Source organism: Vibrio sp. MarTm2 (assembly GCF_027587055.1).
GTDB classification, from domain to species: Bacteria; Pseudomonadota; Gammaproteobacteria; order Enterobacterales; family Vibrionaceae; genus Vibrio; species Vibrio sinaloensis_D.
This window is the reverse complement of the sequence record NZ_JAPPTK010000007.1, coordinates 106,307-127,031: the sequence shown is the minus strand read 5'-3', so window position 1 is coordinate 127,031 and position 20,725 is coordinate 106,307. Positions and strand designations below refer to the sequence as shown.

16 protein-coding genes are annotated in these 20,725 nt (G+C 46.3%); 12 read left to right on the top strand and 4 right to left on the bottom strand.

The window, feature by feature from the left end:
- Positions 1-168: 168 nt before the first annotated feature.
- Positions 169-819 carry a Qnr family pentapeptide repeat protein gene (locus tag OH458_RS14610; RefSeq protein ID WP_038136368.1) on the bottom strand — a complete coding sequence of 217 codons (651 nt, stop codon included), beginning with the start codon at positions 817-819 and terminating at the stop codon, positions 169-171.
- A gap of 318 nt (positions 820-1,137) precedes the next feature.
- On the opposite strand from OH458_RS14610, the gene OH458_RS14605 reads away from it, so the two are divergent.
- The gene (locus OH458_RS14605) at positions 1,138-1,614 is read left to right on the top strand and encodes a peptide-methionine (S)-S-oxide reductase (RefSeq protein ID WP_269978849.1); all 477 of its coding nucleotides are present in this window, start codon (positions 1,138-1,140) and stop codon (positions 1,612-1,614) included.
- A 57-nt stretch (positions 1,615-1,671) separates the two neighbouring features.
- Complete coding sequence (locus OH458_RS14600) at positions 1,672-2,547, top strand: AEC family transporter (RefSeq protein WP_039473662.1); 876 nt, start codon at positions 1,672-1,674, stop codon at positions 2,545-2,547.
- On the opposite strand, the gene soxR is transcribed toward OH458_RS14600, so the two are convergent.
- Positions 2,542-2,985 carry a redox-sensitive transcriptional activator SoxR gene (gene soxR / locus OH458_RS14595; protein WP_038136366.1) on the bottom strand — a complete coding sequence of 148 codons (444 nt, stop codon included), beginning with the start codon at positions 2,983-2,985 and terminating at the stop codon, positions 2,542-2,544. The genes OH458_RS14600 and soxR overlap by 6 nt on opposite strands.
- Before the next feature lie 214 nt (positions 2,986-3,199).
- On the opposite strand from soxR, the gene OH458_RS14590 reads away from it, so the two are divergent.
- The 6 genes from OH458_RS14590 to OH458_RS14565 all read left to right on the top strand — a co-directional run bounded on the left by OH458_RS14590 (position 3,200) and on the right by OH458_RS14565 (position 12,299).
- Complete coding sequence (locus tag OH458_RS14590) at positions 3,200-4,477, top strand: HD domain-containing phosphohydrolase (protein WP_269978848.1); 1,278 nt, start codon at positions 3,200-3,202, stop codon at positions 4,475-4,477.
- A 17-nt stretch (positions 4,478-4,494) separates the two neighbouring features.
- Positions 4,495-6,087 (top strand): bacteriohemerythrin, encoded by a 1,593-nt coding sequence (locus tag OH458_RS14585; RefSeq protein ID WP_269978847.1) that lies wholly within the window; start codon positions 4,495-4,497, stop codon positions 6,085-6,087.
- Positions 6,088-6,191: 104 nt separating this feature from the next.
- A complete protein-coding gene (locus tag OH458_RS14580; RefSeq protein ID WP_269978846.1) occupies positions 6,192-8,429 on the top strand; it encodes a phosphotransferase in 2,238 nt (745 codons plus the stop codon).
- Positions 8,430-8,815: 386 nt separating this feature from the next.
- Positions 8,816-9,127 (top strand): helix-turn-helix domain-containing protein, encoded by a 312-nt coding sequence (locus tag OH458_RS14575; protein WP_038136351.1) that lies wholly within the window; start codon positions 8,816-8,818, stop codon positions 9,125-9,127.
- Between the two features lie 234 nt (positions 9,128-9,361).
- Positions 9,362-10,516 carry a substrate-binding protein gene (locus OH458_RS14570; protein WP_443088525.1) on the top strand — a complete coding sequence of 385 codons (1,155 nt, stop codon included), beginning with the start codon at positions 9,362-9,364 and terminating at the stop codon, positions 10,514-10,516.
- Positions 10,509-12,299, top strand: a complete 1,791-nt coding sequence (locus OH458_RS14565; protein ID WP_269978845.1) for a GGDEF domain-containing protein — start codon at positions 10,509-10,511, stop codon at positions 12,297-12,299. Before OH458_RS14570 ends, OH458_RS14565 begins: the two co-directional genes overlap by 8 nt.
- A 42-nt stretch (positions 12,300-12,341) precedes the next feature.
- On the opposite strand, the gene OH458_RS14560 is transcribed toward OH458_RS14565, so the two are convergent.
- Positions 12,342-12,536, bottom strand: coding sequence for a hypothetical protein (locus OH458_RS14560; protein ID WP_038188631.1), 195 nt, complete (start codon positions 12,534-12,536; stop codon positions 12,342-12,344).
- Between the two features lie 389 nt (positions 12,537-12,925).
- Here OH458_RS14560 and OH458_RS14555 point away from each other — a divergent pair, with 389 nt between their 5' ends.
- From OH458_RS14555 to malE, 3 genes are all read left to right on the top strand, one after another.
- Positions 12,926-14,722 carry an alpha-amylase family protein gene (locus tag OH458_RS14555; RefSeq protein WP_269978844.1) on the top strand — a complete coding sequence of 599 codons (1,797 nt, stop codon included), beginning with the start codon at positions 12,926-12,928 and terminating at the stop codon, positions 14,720-14,722.
- The gene (gene malZ / locus OH458_RS14550) at positions 14,719-16,572 is read left to right on the top strand and encodes a maltodextrin glucosidase (protein WP_269978843.1); all 1,854 of its coding nucleotides are present in this window, start codon (positions 14,719-14,721) and stop codon (positions 16,570-16,572) included. Before OH458_RS14555 ends, malZ begins: the two co-directional genes overlap by 4 nt.
- Positions 16,573-16,755: 183 nt before the next feature.
- On the top strand, positions 16,756-17,934 hold the full coding sequence (malE, locus tag OH458_RS14545) for a maltose/maltodextrin ABC transporter substrate-binding protein MalE (protein ID WP_269978842.1): 1,179 nt from the start codon (positions 16,756-16,758) through the stop codon (positions 17,932-17,934).
- Between the two features lie 93 nt (positions 17,935-18,027).
- On the opposite strand, the gene OH458_RS14540 is transcribed toward malE, so the two are convergent.
- Positions 18,028-18,924 (bottom strand): LysR family transcriptional regulator, encoded by an 897-nt coding sequence (locus OH458_RS14540; RefSeq protein WP_269978841.1) that lies wholly within the window; start codon positions 18,922-18,924, stop codon positions 18,028-18,030.
- A gap of 149 nt (positions 18,925-19,073) precedes the next feature.
- Here OH458_RS14540 and OH458_RS14535 point away from each other — a divergent pair, with 149 nt between their 5' ends.
- Entirely contained in the window at positions 19,074-20,705 is a 1,632-nt protein-coding gene (locus OH458_RS14535; RefSeq protein WP_269978840.1) for a glycoside hydrolase family 13 protein, read from the top strand.
- Positions 20,706-20,725 lie beyond the last annotated feature (20 nt).

Genomic DNA, 20,725 nt, shown 5'->3' with positions numbered 1-20,725 from the left:
ATGCAACCGAAACTTTTATTACATTAGCCTATGATTTGAGTTGCACATCAAAAATCACATCGTAATGAAGAATTCTTGCTACACAATTGCTTTAAACGTGTATTCCGTCACAAAAGGTTGGAAATTAACGACATGGTTATAGAATTTGATACAGGTAATTTTGACTCATCAAAGAAGAATAATCCCAAGTTGGGACAGAAGTTGCTCTTGCTGCCAATCGCAGATCTTGGCGCCGAACAACGACACTCTCCGGACATCAACGCCTTCAAGGTCGACGTGGGCTAGGTTGCACTCCTCAAAGTTGGCGCTCTCCCACTGCTCAGAGCTGAACTCACCACTAGATAGATCGGCGCCTTTGAAGTTAACACCAAATAGGTGCGCGCCATTCCAGCGATTCTCAAATAGTTCGCACTTTTCTAACACTGCACGCTCAAAGTTTGTGTACGAAAGATTGCATCGTGTTATGTAAGCCGAGCAAAAATAGGCTTTGTGGCTGATTCGGTTGGTGAAATTCGCCCGAACAAAGTTGGCACCTTTCAAATCGCAGTCTCGCATTTCGATACCAAAACATTCCGCTGAGACAAATTGGCTCATCGCCAACTGACACCCTTTAAAACTGGCGTCCCTTAGATTGGCATGGTTAAAGCTGCACCCTTCAATCGCACCTGACTCAATAAAGCGGCAGTCAACAAATTGAGCCTCTCTTAAGTCGGCATACTCGAAACTGCAGTTGTAAAACTTACACGCTTCAAATACGGCTGAGTGAAGCTCTTGTTTTGAAAAGTCTTGGTTTATGTATGTCTGTTTGTGTTGGATCATATTCCCTCCGTTTAAGAGTCGACAACCTAGCATCTCCCTCACCTTTTAAGCCAGCTTCATAAGTGCATGAAAAACATAGCAATAAAAATCGCTCAAATCGCCAATTTAAGGCACCAAATACGCACGCTAAGCCCTCTGTTTTTGTTTTTTGATATGCGTGTATCACTCATTTATTTTCTGCATCTTTAAAAAGTGTTAAAACGATCACACATCACCCGAAGAATTTATCGACATCAACAAACAAATAACCGTTACAGACTTGCCTATTATCAAGATTTTGCTCTAATTGATTCACTGTTTAATAACGATAAAAACACAATGCAAACAATCTATCTCGCAGGTGGCTGCCTTTGGGGTGTTCAAGAATTTTTAAGGCATCTACCGGGCGTAATATCGACCCAAGCAGGAAGAGCGAACGGGACAAGCTCAACAACTAATGACCCCTATGACGGATACGCTGAATGTGTTCGGGTTGAATTCGATCCCATCCAAGTGAGTGTTGTCGAGCTGGTTGACTATTTATTTGAGATCATCGATCCATACAGTCTCAATCAACAAGGCAACGACGTCGGAGAAAAATATCGAACTGGCATTTACAGTGACGATCCCGCACATTTGTCAGCGGCGAAGCGCCATATTGAGCAGCGAGAAGACAGCGATCGTATTGTGGTAGAGATAAAACCACTGACAAACTACGTCAAAAGTAACGATGAACACCAAGATAGGCTGTCTCGTTTCCCGAATGACTACTGCCATATCCCGATCGATTTGCTGCACAAATACCGAGAAAACTAGTCACCCAATTATAAAAAGAGACACGCCGATGTCGCGTAAAAGCGGAGCTTAACCCCTATGCTGCAACAAGTTATTGGTATCCTATTCCCCGTGTTTGCTTTGATTGCGGTGGGCTTTTCCGTCGGCCGTTGGCTTAAACCTGACTTTCGCCCCATTAATCGAATCAACATGGATACCTTCACGCCGGCGTTAGTGTTTTCATCCCTCGTGTCGATGCCACTAGATACCCAGCAGCTTCCTCTACTTTCGGCATCACTCATCGCGGTACTGTTACCCGGCGTTATTATGCTGTTTTGGTGCCGAGTGTCAGGACTGAACTTTAAAGCATGGGCTCCGCCGCATATGTTCAGAAACAGCGGCAATCTGGCGATCCCACTCTTTACTTATACGTTTGGTGATACCGCACTTGCCCCTGCGGTTTTGCTGTTTGTTGTATCAGCATGTATCCATATTAGCCTTGGGCTAGCCTTACTCAGCGAAGGCAACCCATTTAAGCAAATCATAAGAATGCCTATTTTTCTCGCCGCGGCATTGGCGCTCACGATCAACTTGCTGGGGATGGGTGTGTGGGCTCCCCTCTATGAGGCAACGGCTCTGCTCGGTCAAGCAGCGGTTCCTGTCATGTTGCTTTCACTCGGCGCGCAAATGTGCAACATGAGATTAAGTGGCTTAAAGGTCGGCTTGCTCTGTACCTTACAATCGCTGATAACTGGTGGCATCGCGTTTGCCACCATCTATACGTTTGTCCCGCTGCCGAAGTTGGAGTTGCAGATGATGGTGCTGTTCTCCATGCTCCCACCCGCGGTGATGAACTATCTGTTTGCTGAGCGTTTTAGTATCGAGCCCGTCAATGTGGCCTCTATGGTCTTATTCAGCAACTTTTTCAGTATTTTAACCTTGCCGATACTGCTGACGTTTGCACTCTCGCTATGACCACTCTTCTGGGTTAGTCAGCATGGTTTTTCCTTGATACGCTTCTGCGCGAATGTCTTGTGGATTGTATATCGCACAAGATTTCATCGATAAGCAGCCGCAACCAATACAACTACCGAGATCATCTTGCAAGGCTTTCAACTGGAGAATTCGGTGTTCTAACATCGCCTTCCACTCAGACGCCATCTCTTCCCATTGCTCTTTGCTCGGTGCTTGATGCTTTGGTAAATAGGCAAGTGATTGAGCAATTTCCTCTAAAGTCAGCCCAACCTCTTGAGCCGCTTTGATCACCGCGACACGGCGAAGGACACTACGGTGATATCTTCGTTGGTTACCTTGATTCCGCCAACTACTGATTAGCCCTTTCTGCTCGTAAAAGTGCAATGTCGAGACCTTAACTCCCGCCCGTTTCGCTACCTCGCCAACACTCATATCCATATCCGAACTCCTTAACAAATCCATTTATTCCTCAAGTTTACTTTAGGTATACCACTACGCCTAGATCAGGGATCGCACTTTCTACGTACCCTACATTTTCGCCAAGCTGTTGAAAAACCGACAGTGCGCTTTAGCCTTAGGCCAAAAATTACCGTGAATCATTGAGAATTTCCTAAACTAAAGTAAGAATAAAAGAATAGTCAGGAAGGCGAATATGGATGCCATTGGAAACATCAACAATGAGAGCTTTTCAGTAGACTTAAAACACGCTCTCATCTGGGTGGCGAGGGCGCTAGATTGTGTGGGCGTTGATGACATTCACCACAATCATCGAGTTGGATATATCAGCTATGAATGCGCCAAACTTCTTAACTGGGACGTTAAGAAGCAAGAGTTTTGCTTTTTAGCGGGTCTCATTCACGACTGTGGCGTCTCTCAAACGGAAGAGCACACCAAGCTGGTGAGTAAATTCAAACCCGACGATCCCAGCATCCACTGCATTCACGGCTACCATGCACTGAGAAAATGCAACATCCTTGCGCAGTTTGCGAATATTGTCCGCCACCACCATACGGCTTGGGATATCTTGGAAGGCATTCACTTATCGCCTTTCGAAAAAGATATTGCGGCACTTATCTTTATTGCCGATCGACTCGACGTACTACGCGCCCGACATCTAGACAACGAGCATAGCGATCTCATAACTCTCAAAAAACGCAGTATCGCCGAACAACTGCGCCAATATAAAGGGACGCTTTTTCGTCCGGATTACATTGAAGCCATGTCTGAACTGACCAACAGAGACGGTTTTTGGTTCTCAATGGAGCCAGAAAACATCGAAGCCATTCCTTTGAGTTTCACTCATCTTGATTGGCTCCAACAAGATTTAACCATTGATAACCTTGTCGAGCTCGGCACCTTTATCGCTGGTATTGTGGACGCGAAAAGCCCCTTCACCTACCAACATTCAATCAAAGTGGCCGAACTGTGTAAGTTTCTCGCCACAAGATTGAAGCTGCCGGCCAAAACGACAGAACAGTTGTACGTTGCCGGCCTTGTCCACGACATTGGAAAACTGCGAACGCCAGACGAAATCCTTCATAAGCAAGGGAGCTTAACCAAGGAAGAGTACACTCGCATACGCAGGCACACCATAGACACAGAAATCGCACTAAAAATGGTGTTCCCCGGTTCGAAAATTGGTGAGTGGGCAACCAACCACCATGAGCGCATTGATGGCAGCGGTTACCCCAACAATAAACAAGGATACGAGCTTGACCTCCCCTCACGCATTATCGCAATCGTGGATGTGTTTCAAGCATTGTCGCAAGACCGCCCCTACCGTAGCCGACTATCAAAAGAAGAGATCGTCGAAATCATGTACCCGATGGTAAAGCGCAATGAGCTAGATAAAGATGTCTATCATTGCTTAGAGGCTCATCTGGAGCAGTGCTATCAACTGTCTACGGACTTGTCTATGAACGCCATCTAATCGATAGAGAGGTAAACATGTACCACCGCTTGATCGACAAACTCACCCATTTATCGGCGCTGCAAATCGTTGTTTTTTGTCTCGTGCTGGCATTACCTGTGACGCTTTATCTCGCGGTTACAAACGCGTGGTTGGCGCTCCTTCTTGTTCTTATTTACTGTCTCTGCTTGGCCATTATCTTAAGCTCAATTACTCAGATTCTGCTTCAGGTGAAAGCCGCCGCGACGCACCTTTCTGAAGGGGACTTAACCCAAAGAATTGCCCACCAGCCGGGCGTGACTCCACCGATTTACCACACCATCAATCGAATCGGTTCTGATATTTCGCGGACAATTCATGCCCTAGGCAAATCGACTAAACACCTATTAGACGTGGCGGACACTGTGCAACAGGACTCTCAGGAGTCCAAATCAGGCGCGATTGGACAAAAACAAGACGTCGATAAAGCGGAAGTCATCATTCATGAACTGTCCGACATCACCCATCAAGTGTCCGATCACTGCGAAACGACCGCAACGGTCGCCAACCAAGCAAAACGACAAGCGGATCAAGGCACGCGCGACATGATAGATCTCGAAAACGCCTTAGACAGTGCCAATCAACACATCGACAACTCGAACACACATTTTGAATCCTTGATGGCAGAAACGGCGCAAATCAGTCAAGTCATGGAAACCATCAGCGGTATCGCCGAACAAACCAACCTTCTTGCACTCAATGCCGCAATAGAGAGTGCGCGTGCGGGAGAACAAGGACGAGGATTTGCTGTCGTGGCCGACGAAGTTCGTAATCTCGCCATGCGCACTCAAGAAGCGACAGAAGAGATACGTACTAAGATAACCAATCTGCAAAACAAAACCGATGATGTCATGCAAACCATGCAAGAGAATAAGTCAAGCATGCTTCATTCTCTCGAGATTGCCTCAAACGCAGAAAATACCTTCAAAGCTCTGAATGAGCAGATTGAGGAAATCCAGTCCCTTGGTAAACAAATTGCCGCCTCTTCCGAGCAGCAAACAGCGCAAACCAATGAGCTCAGCCAGTGTCTGGATCTGATTGCGTCTGAATCGGAAAACAACGTCAAATCAACACAAGAAACCTTGATCGCCAGTATCACAGTGCGAAACCTGTCAGGCGAAATTGATTCATTGTTGCACCGCTTTGCCATTAATCCTCATCAGGTTGAGCAAGAAGATGGGCGTCGGGATCGATTGATGGACTGGAGCGACAATCTGGATGTCGGCATTGAAGAGATAAATCGTCAGCATCAAACACTGCTACATTTGGTCAATGAACTCCATCACCTCCTCCATAACAACTATGGTTTGGCTTCGATCAAACGCGTTGTTCAAGGGCTTATTGACTACACCGCCAATCATTTCACCTATGAAGAAACCCTATTCGATCAAGTTGAATACAGCCAAAACCAGCAGCATAAAGAGAAGCACAAAAAGCTGGTCAAAGAAGTGCTTGAGTTCCAACGTCGCGTTGAGAAAGGGGAAGAAGTCGGCGATGAGTTAATGCAGTTTCTCAAAAACTGGTTGGTTCAACATATCATGCGAGAAGACAAAGCCTACGCCGATGAGTTCAAACACGGAGGGATTGGGTAAAAGACCAAGATTAAGGAGAAATGTATGTATTTGCCATATGAGATGGTTAAGCCAACACACCGATTTCCCATACCCTACTTATTGGAAGACAGTTAACGGTGCCTTTGCAGTTAGTTCCAAAAGACAACCAAATTCCTGGCATCGATACTCTTTTTGCTGAAGAACAAGTGATCGCCCTAGTCAAAAAGGTGCTCGGTTGGTCGAACGTGACCGAGCTCAGACGCGAATACCTCAGATACAAACCAAGCAGCAGTTGCCTATGCCTCTACCAGATAAAACACAACGAAAGACACTTTCTATTTTATCTAAAAGCGTATTCGGACAAAGTTAAGGTCAATAAAGCGCAGCAAAAAGCCCAATCTGGCAGCCTTTTTGCCGAAACGCATAGCCATGTCATCGAAACGGGTAACCTTGTCTTCAATCGATATCCCTATGACACGCGCTTGCCCGCGCTAGAGCGACTTGTCGATATCACAAGGCGCCGTGATTTACTGCAACGCGCTTTTTTCAACGCTACCGATGCAGACAATACTCTGCTCACGCCATTACAGTACAAGCCAGAAAGACGTTTTGTCGCCAAATTGACCTTGCAGGATGGAACGCCTTTGGTGGTCAAACTCTATACTCCTGAGCGATACAAAACGCTAAGTGTGAGTTATTTAAAGCGTCAAAACAGTCCGTTTGGCAACATCGTAGGTAAAAGCGACAAACACTGCATGCTCATTTATGAATGGGTTGAAGGCTCGCCGCTCAATCAAGAAGATCCCATGACCACGGACCAGCTTAAACATTATTATCTGTGTGGAGAGCGCCTAGCGGAATTCCATCATCGGACGGTATCGAAAAAAATACGGGCTGTGGATACCCACCACTTTGCCAACCTGATTCAAAACCATGCCCAGTCTATCACCCAAATACTTCCGCAACAGAGTTCACTCACCTTATGGCTTGCCGATCAACTCGCTCAACAAGTCACATCAATTGAAGACGAGAAGTGTTTTATTCACGGCGATTTTTACGCCGATCAGGTACTCGTCACATCAGAACGTATCGAGTTTATCGACTTTGATAACCTCACGACTTGGTTTAGTGCATTCGACTTGGGTAACTTTCTCTCTCATTTACGTTATAAGTCGGAGATAGGTTTAATCTCAAAAAACAATTACGCCAAAATCGCGCATATCTTTCTTGATGGGTATTTGCAAAAACGAAACGCAGATCGACGCCAAATCGATCTGTTTGTTGCAATTGGCGTATTCCAACTTATCTATCATCCGCTAAGATTTGGGCTCGCTGATTGGCAGTTCGCTTGCCAACGATTACTCACAGCGACCTTTGCTTACTTAACGCAATCTCTAGATACCCAAGACTCGTTCCGCCATTTGGTGGCACGCTGTCTGGACACACGCATCGTAGAGCAGCAAATCAATGCTCAAACGACAACGCCCTTATCAATTGAACACGCAACCTTGGTGAGATTCAAAGACGATAAACGAGCCATCGTCGAATACTCGACCGCCGCTGACAGCCCGGAGGTGATTATCGGGAAAATTCGAGCCAAAGGATTAGATAAACACAGCTGGAAAACTCAATCCACTCTGTTCCAAGGGGAGTTCGGAAACAAAGCCTCAGATAATATTCATGTCCCCGAGCCACTATTTGCGATGCGAGAACTGAACATGTGGTTTCAAAAGAAAGTCGCGGGGGACAACGTGTTTAAACCATTTTGCGAAAACGTCGAACCAGCACTTACTCATCAATTGGCGCTTGCGCTATACAAACTTCACAATACCGAGTTAACTCTTACAAAAGAACACACGACAGCTAAAGAGTTGACGATCTTACATGACGGTTTGCACAAAGTAGCGGAGCAGTTGCCGAGCTTAGAAAGTCGACTGCGTGCACTTATCCAGCAAAGCATCACCCTGAGTGAACAGCTTTCAGCATCTGAGTTGAAACCCATTCATCGAGATTTCTACCACGACCAAGTGCTGTGGGATGGACACAAACTGCACTTGCTTGATTTCGACCTAATGTGTCTGGGCTCTCCATACCTAGATCTAGGAAACTTCATCGCCCATACACAAGAACAATGCCTGCGCGTGTATGACGATCCTCTCTTTGCTCAACACAATATCAACCAGTTTGTAACACGTTATCTTCTCCTTTGCGGACACAGTGACGCAGAGAGAGAAATAGAGATCTACCGAGTCCTCAGCTTAATTCGCCATATATCGATCAGCCAACGAATTCCAGAACGCCGGAATTTTACTGGAAGTATTATCACGCTTTGTGAGGATCAAATAGAAAGTTTGTGGAATAAAATAAGTCAAACTATTTGATCGATATTTAACCATCAACCATTTCGATCCAACTCGTAATAGCCAACAAAAACAATTTATATTTAAAAAAACGCGAAGATCAGTTTTATATATCTAAACGAAATAACCATTCCAATATTGACAATGTCTATTGTCGACGTTATTCGTAGAATTAACCTAGTACTAAAGCATTAATTTTCAAATACTTTGATCTCAACATGATAAAACTAACAGTAAAAAGTTTGGCTATATAATTAAATCTAAGCTAGATCTATTACATATAGTTACCCCGCTCCTTTACAATCAAAATAATCCACCAAAGACATCAGATCTAAAAATTCCTTAGTAATTTATCTAATGCTATAAGGTTAATATAACCATGCTACTAATATGGAGGTGCCAACTGAATGACTAGCCCATTACCTAGACGGCTAAGATCTATTAGAAAACAACAAGGAATAACCCAGGAAGAGCTGGGAAATAAACTAGGGATGGAGCCGGCAGGCGCAAGTGCACGAATCAGTCAATACGAAACAGGAAAACATGCTCCAGATTACGCCACCATAAAGCGTATTTCTGAAGTGCTTAATGCACCTGTTGCCTATTTCTATTGTGAAGATGACTTAATGGCAGAGATCGTAATTCAAGTGTCGAGCTTACATACACTCACCAAAATTGAAATACTCGATTTTATCGACACTTATGACCCCGCCAATTAGTCGACTGGCATCAGGCAGGTAACCAACAATAAGCCAACGCTCTTTTGCCACTAGATCGATCACTTTGTATGTACGCGGCTATGTCTCAGCAATGTTAGAGGCGAGAGAAGACAGAGTGTTGGCTCAAACGAATTTAAAGGGGTTACACCCGTTTTCTCTCCATCTATTACCTTCTCGATGTCTTAGCCTAGACTATAACTATGGCGTTAAAAACTATAAGAAATAACCAATATTATGAAGATTCAAAGCTTTCTTTTATCTCTGCTTGCACTGCTCAACACCAGCTGCTCTCCTGAGAAAAGCAGCATCAAACTCGGGGCTGTATTGCCGCTAACTGGCACCTTTGCAATCTATGGTGAACAAGCCTTAAAGGGTGCGCAACTTGCGGTTGATGAAATCAATGCTAACGGGGGCGTTTTAGGACGTCCACTTGAGCTGATTGTCCGCGACAATCAAACTAACCCAGCAAAAAGTGTTAAATTTAGCCGAGAGCTGATTCAACAGTACCAGGTATTCTCGCTCCTCGGCCCAGTTAGTAGTGCTTCACGCTACGCCATGACGGAAGTCGCAGAGGAGTTCCAAACCCCTCTTTTTTATGGTATTGATTATGAAGGACGCCATTTTAGCCGTTACCTCATTTGCTACAGTACCATTCCTGAACACTACATTGAGCCAATTGTTCCTTACCTAGCTAACAATGTCGGCGACAACTTTTACATTTTCGGCTACGACTACATATGGCCACACCGTATGTCAGAACGCATTATTGAGTCGGTAGAAAAGCACAACGGCAAGGTATCGAATACCGAGTTCACGGCCTTTGGTGTCGGAGACTACACACCAGTTTTTGAGCGAATTAAGCAATCACAAGCAAACAATCTCATGCTGATTTTGCCCGGTCAAGACGGCTTCAACTTCCTAAATCAAATGGCATCATTCGATTTTGAACGCGAGATACAAGTCGTGGCCTTTGCTGCAGACGAAACCTATTTAACTAACCTTTCCTCCTCTGCGCTCGACGGCGTGCTCACTGCATTGCACTTTTTCAGTAGCTTAGAGACAACCGCCGCTCAATCTTTTGTCACCAACTATCAAAAACACTTTGGCCAAGAGTCGGTGGTTACCTATTCCAGTAAAGCGCATTACGATCTGATCTATCTGATGGCTGCTTCACTCGAAGAGGTAGGAGAAGTCGACAAAGAAAAGCTGATCGATACCTTGCCCAATACTACCCTGTACCTTGGTGATTCAGAGCTTAGAGTGAGAGAAGACCACCACGTCGATCTCCCTATGTATCTGGCGCAGTTTCGTGATGGATCTCTATCAGTGATTAAAAACCTTGGCATCATCCGACCCGGCGATCAGCGAAGTAAGAGTGCTAATGAATAAACTGCGGACCAAAGTCTTTTTCATTCTTCTCCCACTGGCAGCGAGCATACTCGGTTTTGGTTACGCGTATTATCAATCGCGAGAAGCGTTAACCATCGATCATATATTCCGCTCTAGTCAGCTTTCCGCGCTGTTGGGTGCCAATGAGATCAGCCACTACATCGAGGGCAGATTCACCGAGTTTGATCGCCTAAGTTCAGCCATATCACTTTGCCAAGACCCATCAATATCTTGGGCAGAAGTCTCTTCCAATGCGCTTAGCTTTAGTCGCGGTTTTTCGGCACTGATGATTTCAGACCTATCAGGAAGGGTGCAAAACCTTCATCTCTCTTCCAATAAGAGTAATCGCTATATATTGAGGCAGGACCTCAGAAATGCTCGAGTATTACCTGCGGAAACCATTGAATTGCTCAATGGCGCCTATGAAGAGTGGCAAGTTAATTACCCAAGGAATATCGCACTAGAACAAAGTACATTGAAGAAACTCAACGAACTGCAAGAACATGGTGAAGCTAACTCTCAAGCGAATCGAGACCTAAGCAATCAACTGAGCAGATTGCGAGAGAAACGAAATCTTCCCAAACAAGTCGTCAACCTCGCCTCAACAGAAGTGGTGTCTCGCCTTGGTCTGATCTTCGACAATGAAACCTACTTTTTCTCAAGACCTTTAATCGACTGCAACAATGAACTTGTCGGTTATTACACGGCTGTTCTGGATCGAACGCTTATCGAAGACCAACTTTTCGACATTAAACGCTCACTCACCGAGAGTGGACTAGAATATGTTGATGTCTTTATGGTGCGAAATGATAGCCTGGCCTCTCTGTCACGCTCTAACTACATGCGCTTAGATCAACTCAAACGAAACGGACTGAATGAGGTTATACAGCCCGTATTTCGAGAAGATCTGGGGGGCATCATGATCAACCAGCCGATTGGAATCAATATCAAGCAACACCTTGTCTTTCATGACAATATCAACCACAAAAACGGCAAATACTCCGTCACTCTCGTCGTCTTTGTCTCCAAGCAAGAAATTGATAAACAAAACCAAACGCTGATTCGTGAAATCTCACTCTATTTAGCATTAGCCGCACTGTTATTTGTTGGGCTCATCAGCTATCTGTCTCACTATATCGCCTCACCAATTACTGATCTTCGAAGACGAATTTCAACGCTATCGCGTATGGGGAAAGCCGACACAAAGTTCAGCAATCGCGACGATGAGATCGGTGATTTGTTTCAAGCATTCTCGGATATGGCGTCCAAGATAAAACAAAAAGAAATGCAGCTTACTCGGTTAGCTCGTGAAGACCCACTCACAGGCATACTCAATCGACGAGCGCTGGTTGACGGAGCCGAAGAGATACGCCGCCTCGCCAGCTCTTGTTACATCTGTATGATGGATTTAGACCACTTCAAACAAATTAATGACCAGTGTGGCCACTCTGTGGGTGACGATGTACTGGTCGCATTTTGTGACGCGGTCGCCCAGGAAACTCGAGAATCGGATATGTTTGGCCGACTTGGCGGAGAAGAGTTCGCCCTGCTGTTGCCAAACACCACACTGCGCGAGGCGGCACAAATCGCTGAGAGAATACGCGTCCGGGTTGAACGCGATCTCGCGGAGAAGCTCTGTTCTAGCCACACCCTCCCTGTAACCGTCAGTATGGGGTTGGTCAGTTGGTCCAAAGAAAAACCATTCACGCAGATCCTCGCCCATGCAGATAGACTGCTCTACAAAGCCAAACAGAGTGGCAGAAATCAGATCGTCGTAGAATAAAAAACTCGCCACGTGTGTGGCGAGTTTTTTAACAATGTTTGGTTAAGCGTCTATCGACAAACCAATTTGACTGAGCTTAGATTTGAACTCATCAATACTGCTCGCTTGGTAGGTTGGAGCGCCGTTAAAGTATCTCGGTTTTTCAGGAAGCATCGCATTTTTTAGCGTATTTTCTTGTTCAAGATCATCGTGGTAGACCGTGACGCGATTTGGAATGTCCTGTTTTAATGTCGCCATTCATGTTCTCCTTTTCTTCTGACGTTGTTCCCAATTAAGGTTAGAAAAGAACGCTTTGATGTCAAAACCAACGAAAGTAGTATTCAGAGAAACCTGAACGATTTAATTACATGAATTTATTGGTTTAATTCTTCTGAAATCAAGCTAAGTCCCATCTATCCAATTATCCAAATTGTGAGCTTGAATCCACTATTCATTTCCTCAATTACTTACCTTTGCACTGCACGCTTTTTGTCTGGATAACATAGACACAACCACAGTGCTTATAATTACTACTCAAGTCACACTTTCGTTTTCTACGCCCCCAAATAGATGCAAAGGGATGAGTAGAGAAAAGCAGCCTTGTTTTAGCCTGCGAATAACGTTAAAACGAGGAAGATGCATCTCAAATGAAAAAAGCCAACATCTACCAAGTCTTTACCCGCCTCTTTGGCAACACCAATACCAACAATAAGCCGTGGGGAACCATCGAAGAGAATGGTGTCGGCAAGTTTAGCCATTTCTCAGACCGCGCATTAAGTGAAATTCACAAACTGGGGATCACGCATATATGGTACACAGGTGTCATGCACCATGCGCTTATCAACGACTATCGCAAGTTTGGCATCACCGATGATCACCCTTCGATAGTCAAAGGTCGTGCAGGCTCACCCTATGCTGTTAAAGACTATTACTCCGTCAACCCAGACTTGGCGGATGATCCAAGCCGTCGCAATCAAGAGTTTTATGACCTGATTGAGCGCACCCACCGTGCAGGCATGAAAGTGATTGTCGATATCGTGCCAAATCATGTCGCGCGCGCGTATCAAGGCCTGAACAACCCTGAAGGAGTAGAAGATTTTGGCGCGAGTGATGATACCTCTGTCTCCTACCGCCGCGACAACAACTTCTACTATCTGCCAGAGCAAGCTTTTAAGGTGCCAAAACAACTCGCGGCAGAGCCTCCCCTTGGCGGCGAGTCACACCCGAGTAATGAAACGCCCTATACCGAGTACCCGGCCAAGTGGACAGGCAACGGCTCTCGTCTTGCTCAGCCAAATTTCGATGACTGGTATGAAACAGTCAAAGTAAACTATGGCGTTCGACCAGATGGCACAAAAGAGTTCGACACGCTGCCGGACGACTACCGCCACAAAGACCACGCTGCCCATTTTGCACTCTGGCAAGATAAGGACGTGCCTGATTCATGGAAAAAATTCCGCGATATCGCGCTGTTTTGGACCGAGAAAGGCGTCGATGGATTTCGTTACGACATGGCAGAGATGGTGCCTGTGGAGTTTTGGAGTTACATGAACGCCTGGATTAAACATCGTAATCCAGAAGCGTTTCTGATGGCAGAAGTATATCAGCCCGATCTATATCGAGATTACATTCAACTCGGTAAAATGGATTACCTTTACGACAAAGTTGACCTGTATGACTCGTTGAAAGCCGTCATGCAAGGTCATGGCTCCACGGGAGAGATTGGCCGTATCCAGCATGAGCTGCGCGATATTGAACACCATATGCTGCATTTTCTCGACAACCATGATGAGCAGAGAGTCGCCTCTCCAGAATTTGCCGGAAATGCAGACAAAGGCAAACCTGCGATGCTCGTTTCCGCTTGTCTGTCGAGTTCACCGACCATGATCTATTTTGGCCAAGAAGTGGGCGAACCTGGGGCTGAACTGGCTGGATTTGGCCAGCCCTCACGTACTTCAATCTTTGATTACATCGGCGTACCACACCACCAGCGTTGGGTGAATAATGGCGCCTTTGATGGTGGCCAGTTGAACGCAAGTGAACGAGAGCTGCGACACTTCTATCAAACACTGCTCAATCTTGCTCATCAAAGCCCTGCACTGTGTGGCGATTACCATGACTTGTACGCGGCCAACTATGACAATTTCGCCCCGATGCAAGACAAGCTGTACACCTTTGCGCGCTCCTCTGCTGAACAAAAACTGGTGCTAGCCGCCAACTTCTGTGACCAAAATGGGCGTTCACTTTCTCTGATACTGCCACCGGAGGTTATCAGCTCTTGGCAGCTTTGCGATGGAGACTACAACTGCATTGACCGCCTCAGTGACACTCAATACACCTTAAAAGTCACCGGTGGTAAGGGTGCGATCGAGGCTGAGTTGCCCCCTTTGGCGAGCCTGTTTCTAGAAATTAACGTTTCACCTAGCGAGGAGTGCCCAGCATGACGCAACCTTTTATTTTTCATGGTCAATCTTCAGACTGGGTAAGACGACATGACCAGAAGCTGACCGTCAGACTTGCGGTCGAAAAAACCGCGGCATTCAACAAAATTGTTGTCCGCCATGAACCAGACAACGAAGAATACCTCGTCGAGATGACGCTTAGCGGCGAAACAGAACATCTCAACTACTGGACAGCAACATTTGAGCTCAATAGTGACCGAGCCATAACTCACTATGTGTTTAAGCTGGTCGCAGACAACCATCAATACTGGTTGGATGGCAAAGGAGTGAGCCAACGTGTCCCGAGTAAGGAAACTCACTTTAAATTCAACGCCGAACATCAACCACCAGAATGGGTAAGTGAGCAGGTTTTCTATCAGATATTTCCCGATCGCTTTTGCAATGGCAATCCTGATATCAGCGTGAAAGATGGCGAGTACCTTGTCTCTGGCGGTCATAAGTCGGTCACCTCAAAAGCGTGGGGCTCGCCTGTCGACACAGAAAATGGCTACGGTGGATGCGAGTTTTACGGCGGTGACTTGTATGGTGTTGAGCAAAAACTCGATTACCTACAAGCGCTTGGCGTCAGCGCCTTGTACCTTAATCCTATCTTTACGGCGCCAAGCAATCACAAGTACGACACGTCAGATTACACGCAAGTCGACCCTCATCTTGGCACCAACGAACATTTCGCCAGCTTGTGTGAAAAACTCCACCAACGAGATATGAAAATCATGCTGGATGCGGTGTTCAATCACACATCGACTGAGCATCCTTGGTTTAACTTGCAAGGACTTAGCCCGACGACAGGCGCATACCAAAGCGTTGACTCTCCTTACCGTCACTACTACTTCTTTGATGGAGAGAGCCAAAACTACATTGGCTGGAAAGGCATACGCTCTCTACCCGTGTTGAACTTTGAACATCCCGAAGTGCGCGATTATATCTACCAAGGGGAAGAGGCTGTCATCAAGCATTGGCTCAAACCACCTTACTGCATTGACGGTTGGCGATTTGACGTAATACACATGCTAGGCGAAGGTGAAGGCGCAAAAAACAACGCGCATTATGTCAAAGCCTTCCGACAATCCGCGAAAGACGTAAACCCCGATTGTTATGTCTTGGGCGAGCACTTTTTTGAAGCGACCCAATGGCTGCAAGGCGATCAAGAAGACGGCGCCATGAACTACTATGGATTCGCCCACCCCGTTCGAGCGCTGTTGGCTCAGCTTGATATCTCGTTTGATCCGATTCAACTCTCGGTCGGCGATTTCCTTGATTGGCAAGCCGAAGCTCGTGCCAAGATCCCGTGGCACAACCAACTGTCGCAGCTCAATCAACTTGATAGCCACGACACCGCTCGATTCCTTGAGCTCGTGAAAGACGATCCACGCCGCTTCAAATTGGCGGCTACCCTACTGTTTGGTTACGTGGGCACGCCTTGCCTCTACTACGGGACAGAGCTTGGTATGATGGGCAGCCATGATCCGGACAACCGACGCTGCATGCCTTGGGACACCGTTGAAAATAACTCTTACCTTGCTTTTTTCAAGCAACTGATTGCGCTGCGTCTATCAAATCCGGCATTGCAAAAAGGTGACTATATTCCGCTCTATCAAGACAACGAGAGTTTTGTTTTTGCCCGCCAGCTTGGCGACAACATGGTAATCAACGGCTTTAACCTTTCTGACACACCAAAGACACTCTCGATAGGCGTATGGAAAACCGCTGTAACCGACGGTGAGTTTATCTCTCCGCTCTCAGGGCAAAAAACATCGGCTTGCAACGGTCAACTCCCCCTTACCCTTTCACCCATGTCTGGCGATCTGTTGACTTTGCAACGAGGTAGTTAGAGTTCACATAAATCGGTATTGATATAAACGGCGCAACCTAATCAGTGCGCCGTTTTTGTTGTATATATGATCTCAAGCCCTCCTTGATATAGATTTTTCCTATAACTGACTATCGATTATCTATTTTTGTTTTATATGCATTGGGTTTAGATTATCTGCAAACCTAAACAAGGATTGATAATAATGAAAAAGTTCGTGAAACCTCTTTCTCTCGTCGCTCTTGCTGTTATGGCGGCGAGCCCTGTTGCTGCCATGACCGAAGGTGAAATCACTATCTGGATCAATGGTGACAAAAGCTACGAAGGCCTAGCCAAAATCGGTAAACAGTTCGAAGAAGATACTGGCGTAAAAGTGATCGTTCAGCACCCAGAATCACTGGAAGCTCGTTTCGAAAAAGTGGCGGCAAAAGGCATGGGCCCAGACATCATCTTTTGGGCGCACGATCGCTTCGGGGGCTATGCAGAAGCTGGCCTTTTGAAAGAAATCAATCCGAGTAAAGAGTTCAAAGATAAGCTGGTCGACTTTAGCTGGGATGCCGTCACTGTGAATGGTAAGTTGATGGGCTACCCGATGGCGATTGAAGCACCATCGCTTATCTACAACAAAGACCTACTTCCAGAGCCACCGAAAACATGGGAAGAATTGGCAGACATCCACAACAAGATGCAAGCACAAAACAAAACCGCCATTATGTGGGATGTGAAAAACGCCTACTTCACTTGGCCAATGATCTCATCGGGCGGCGCATACGCATTTGAAAAAGTCGATGGCGGCTACAACGGTGCGAAAACAGGCGTAAACAACGACGCGGGTGTCAAAGGCTTGCAGTTCCTTGTTGATATGGTCAACCAAGGCGTCGTCAACCCAGACATGGATTACTCGGTTTCTGAAGCGGCATTTAGCAAAGGCGAAGCTGCGATGACCATTAACGGCCCTTGGTCTTGGGGTAATTTAGACAAGATGGGCGTGAACTACGGCGTTGCCGTTCTACCGACATTAAACGGTGGTAAAGGGAACCCATTTGTCGGTGTATTGAGCGCAGGCATCAACGCGGCAAGCCCGAATGGCGACCTAGCGGTAGAGTTTTTGGAGAACTACCTGTTTGTCGATGACGCATTGAAAACCATGAATGATGACAAACCACTGGGCGCGGTGACACTGAAGTCTTTCCAAGCCATTTTAGAGAAAGATGACCGAATTAAAGCGACCATGACCAACGCCGAAAATGGCGAGATCATGCCTAACATTCCGCAAATGACGGCTTACTGGTTCGCAGAAGGAGCGGCCATCGACAACGCAATGCAAGGTAAACAGACGGTAAAAGAAGCACTCGATACCGCCGCTAAGCAGATCGTTAACTAATTCGTACACCAATACTGTTTTTCATTGAAACCAAACTCAGCGCATTACAGCGCTGAGGGCGGAATGTCCTTTTGTTCAATACCTTGCCGGAGTTTATGCTCCGGCTTTTTTTGTAATCAATTCAATCAAAGCGGTGGTTGGCTCTGTTAATGTTCCCACTTTGGTGTAGATGCCGACTTGCCCCAACAGGTCTTTGTTGAGCCAAAGCTGCACCAGTCCTTGTTCGGCTAACTCTTCGGCAATCTTGGAGGTGTATGGCATGATCGCATCGCTCATTTTCACCATATCGATGCTGGCTGAAAGTGAGTCCATCTCATAAATCACCCGCGTCTCTTGAGCCGCCACGGTAAAGAGCTCTGCCCCTTCTTCCGTTAACACATCGCCATGACGAGCGTGATCAGGTGTCACTTTAAGTAACGGGTAGTGGTGCGCGTGCTCTTCAACCTCTTTGACTTCGAGCAACGGATGGTCAGGTCGCACATACCATGCTTCATGCTCTTGAAACAACGGGATAAATCTGACTCTATAGCGGCTATTGATGCCGTTGATCTCATGACCAACAAAAAGATCGATATCATCGTTAACTAGGTGGTGCAGCATCGACAATCCATTGCCAAACTCAATGTGCATCGAGCTCGCTGGATATTGCTGACAGAATGCCTGCATCGCGTCTGCCGCAAAACAGTTCCACCAAGCCTCACCAACGCCCAGTTTCACTTTTCCGCCACTGCGCATTCGCATGTCTGCCAGTTGGTGAATCATCTGATTATGCTTTTCTTGCACCTCTTGCACATAACGAAAGTAAACCCAGCCGTATTCGGTCAACTCTACCCCCTTGGAGCGCCGAATAAATAAGTCGGCACCAAGCTGCTGCTCTAACTTTTTAATCGCCGTGGTTAGCGAAGGTTGGCTAATAAACAGCTTGTCCGCAGCAGCTTTAATACTGCCTTGGCGAGCAACTTCATAAAAATAGCGGTATTGCTTATCCATATTCTATATCACCACACATATTATCGGGCTAAGGTTAACGTTTGGTATTGATTTTTTCTATAACCAGATTCAAAGATTCAATTATTTTTGTCGCAAAATGTCGGCTATAGTCATCATCCGTTTCTATTTGATTGAAAAGGTATAGAGCAATGGAACAACGTTGGTGGCATAACAGTGTCGTCTATCAAATTTATCCACGTAGCTTTTGTGACTCCAACGGAGATGGCATTGGCGACCTACAAGGCATCATCAGCAAACTCGACTATTTAGAGCAGTTGGGTGTCGACGTTGTCTGGCTCTCACCAGTGTATCAATCCCCCATGGATGACAATGGTTACGACATTTCCGATTACCAAGCCATCGCACCCGAATTTGGTACCATGGACGACATGCGAGCACTGCTTGATCAAGCTAAGCAGCGCGGGATTCGTATCGTGATGGATTTGGTGGTTAACCACACCTCAGACGAGCACCCTTGGTTTGTGGAAGCCAAAGCGAACCCAGACAGCGACTATCGTGATTTCTACATCTGGCGTGATGCAAACCCTGATGGCAGCGCCCCGAGCGACATTGGCTCCATTTTTGGTGGTAGCGCATGGCAATGGGACGAAGAGAATCAGCAGTACTATTTCCATCTTTTTTCTAAGCGCCAGCCAGACCTTAACTGGGAAAACCCTGCCGTACATAACAAAGTCTTTGACATGATGAACTGGTGGATTGACCAAGGTATTGGTGGGTTCCGTTTGGATGTAATTGACCTGATTGGCAAAGAAGTCGACAAAGGCATCACTGGCAACGGGGACAGATTGCACCCGCTATTGAAGCAGATGAACCAAGCCACATTCGGCGATAAAGATCTTTTAACCGTCGGCGAAACATGGGGAGCCACACCCGAAATCGCCAAGCTGTACAGCAACCCTGAGCGCAATGAACTCTCGATGGTGTTCCAATTCGAACACATTACGCTTACTTGGCAAGATGGGGATAAATGGCAACCTAAGCCGCTGGATTTGGTCGAGTTCAAGCAGGTGCTCACCAAGTGGCAAGTTGAGTTGAAAAACGAAGGCTGGAACTCGCTGTTTTGGAACAACCACGATCTGCCGCGTGTCGTGTCTAAATACGGGTGCGAGAAGGAGTACCGCGTGAAGTCGGCGAAAATGCTCGCGACTACGTTGCACTTTATGAAAGGAACGCCTTACATCTATCAAGGTGAAGAGATCGGTATGACCAATGTCGCCTTTGACTCACTCGAGCAATACAAAGACATTGAGACGCTCAACTTCTACAAAGTTAAAACTGAGTCAGGTGTGAGTCACGAGCATATGATGCAGGCAATCCATGAGAATGGCCGTGATAACGCCCGCACGCCGATGCATTGGAATAGCGACAACCACGCTGGCTTCACCACGGGTACGCCTTGGATAGAACTCAACCCGAACTATCCAGAGATCAATGTCGCTGATGCGCTTGAAGATAAAGAGTCCATTTTCTACCATTACAAACAGCTCATTGCGCTGCGTAAATCGCACCCGGTGATTGTGTACGGTGACTTCATTCCTCTGCTTGAAAACGATCCTCAGGTGTTTGCGTATGAGCGAAAAGACAGCCATCAACACATCGTGGTGATTAACAATTTCAGCAACCAAACGGTTGAACTCAATTTGCCTGCCCATTTGGTTGAGCAAGAGTGTGAAACGCTAATCAGCAACCATCAACACTTAAACAGATTGCCAGCACGCTATTCGTTGACCCCTTACGAGTCAATCGCTGTCAAACTATAGAAATAAAAAAACAGGATATA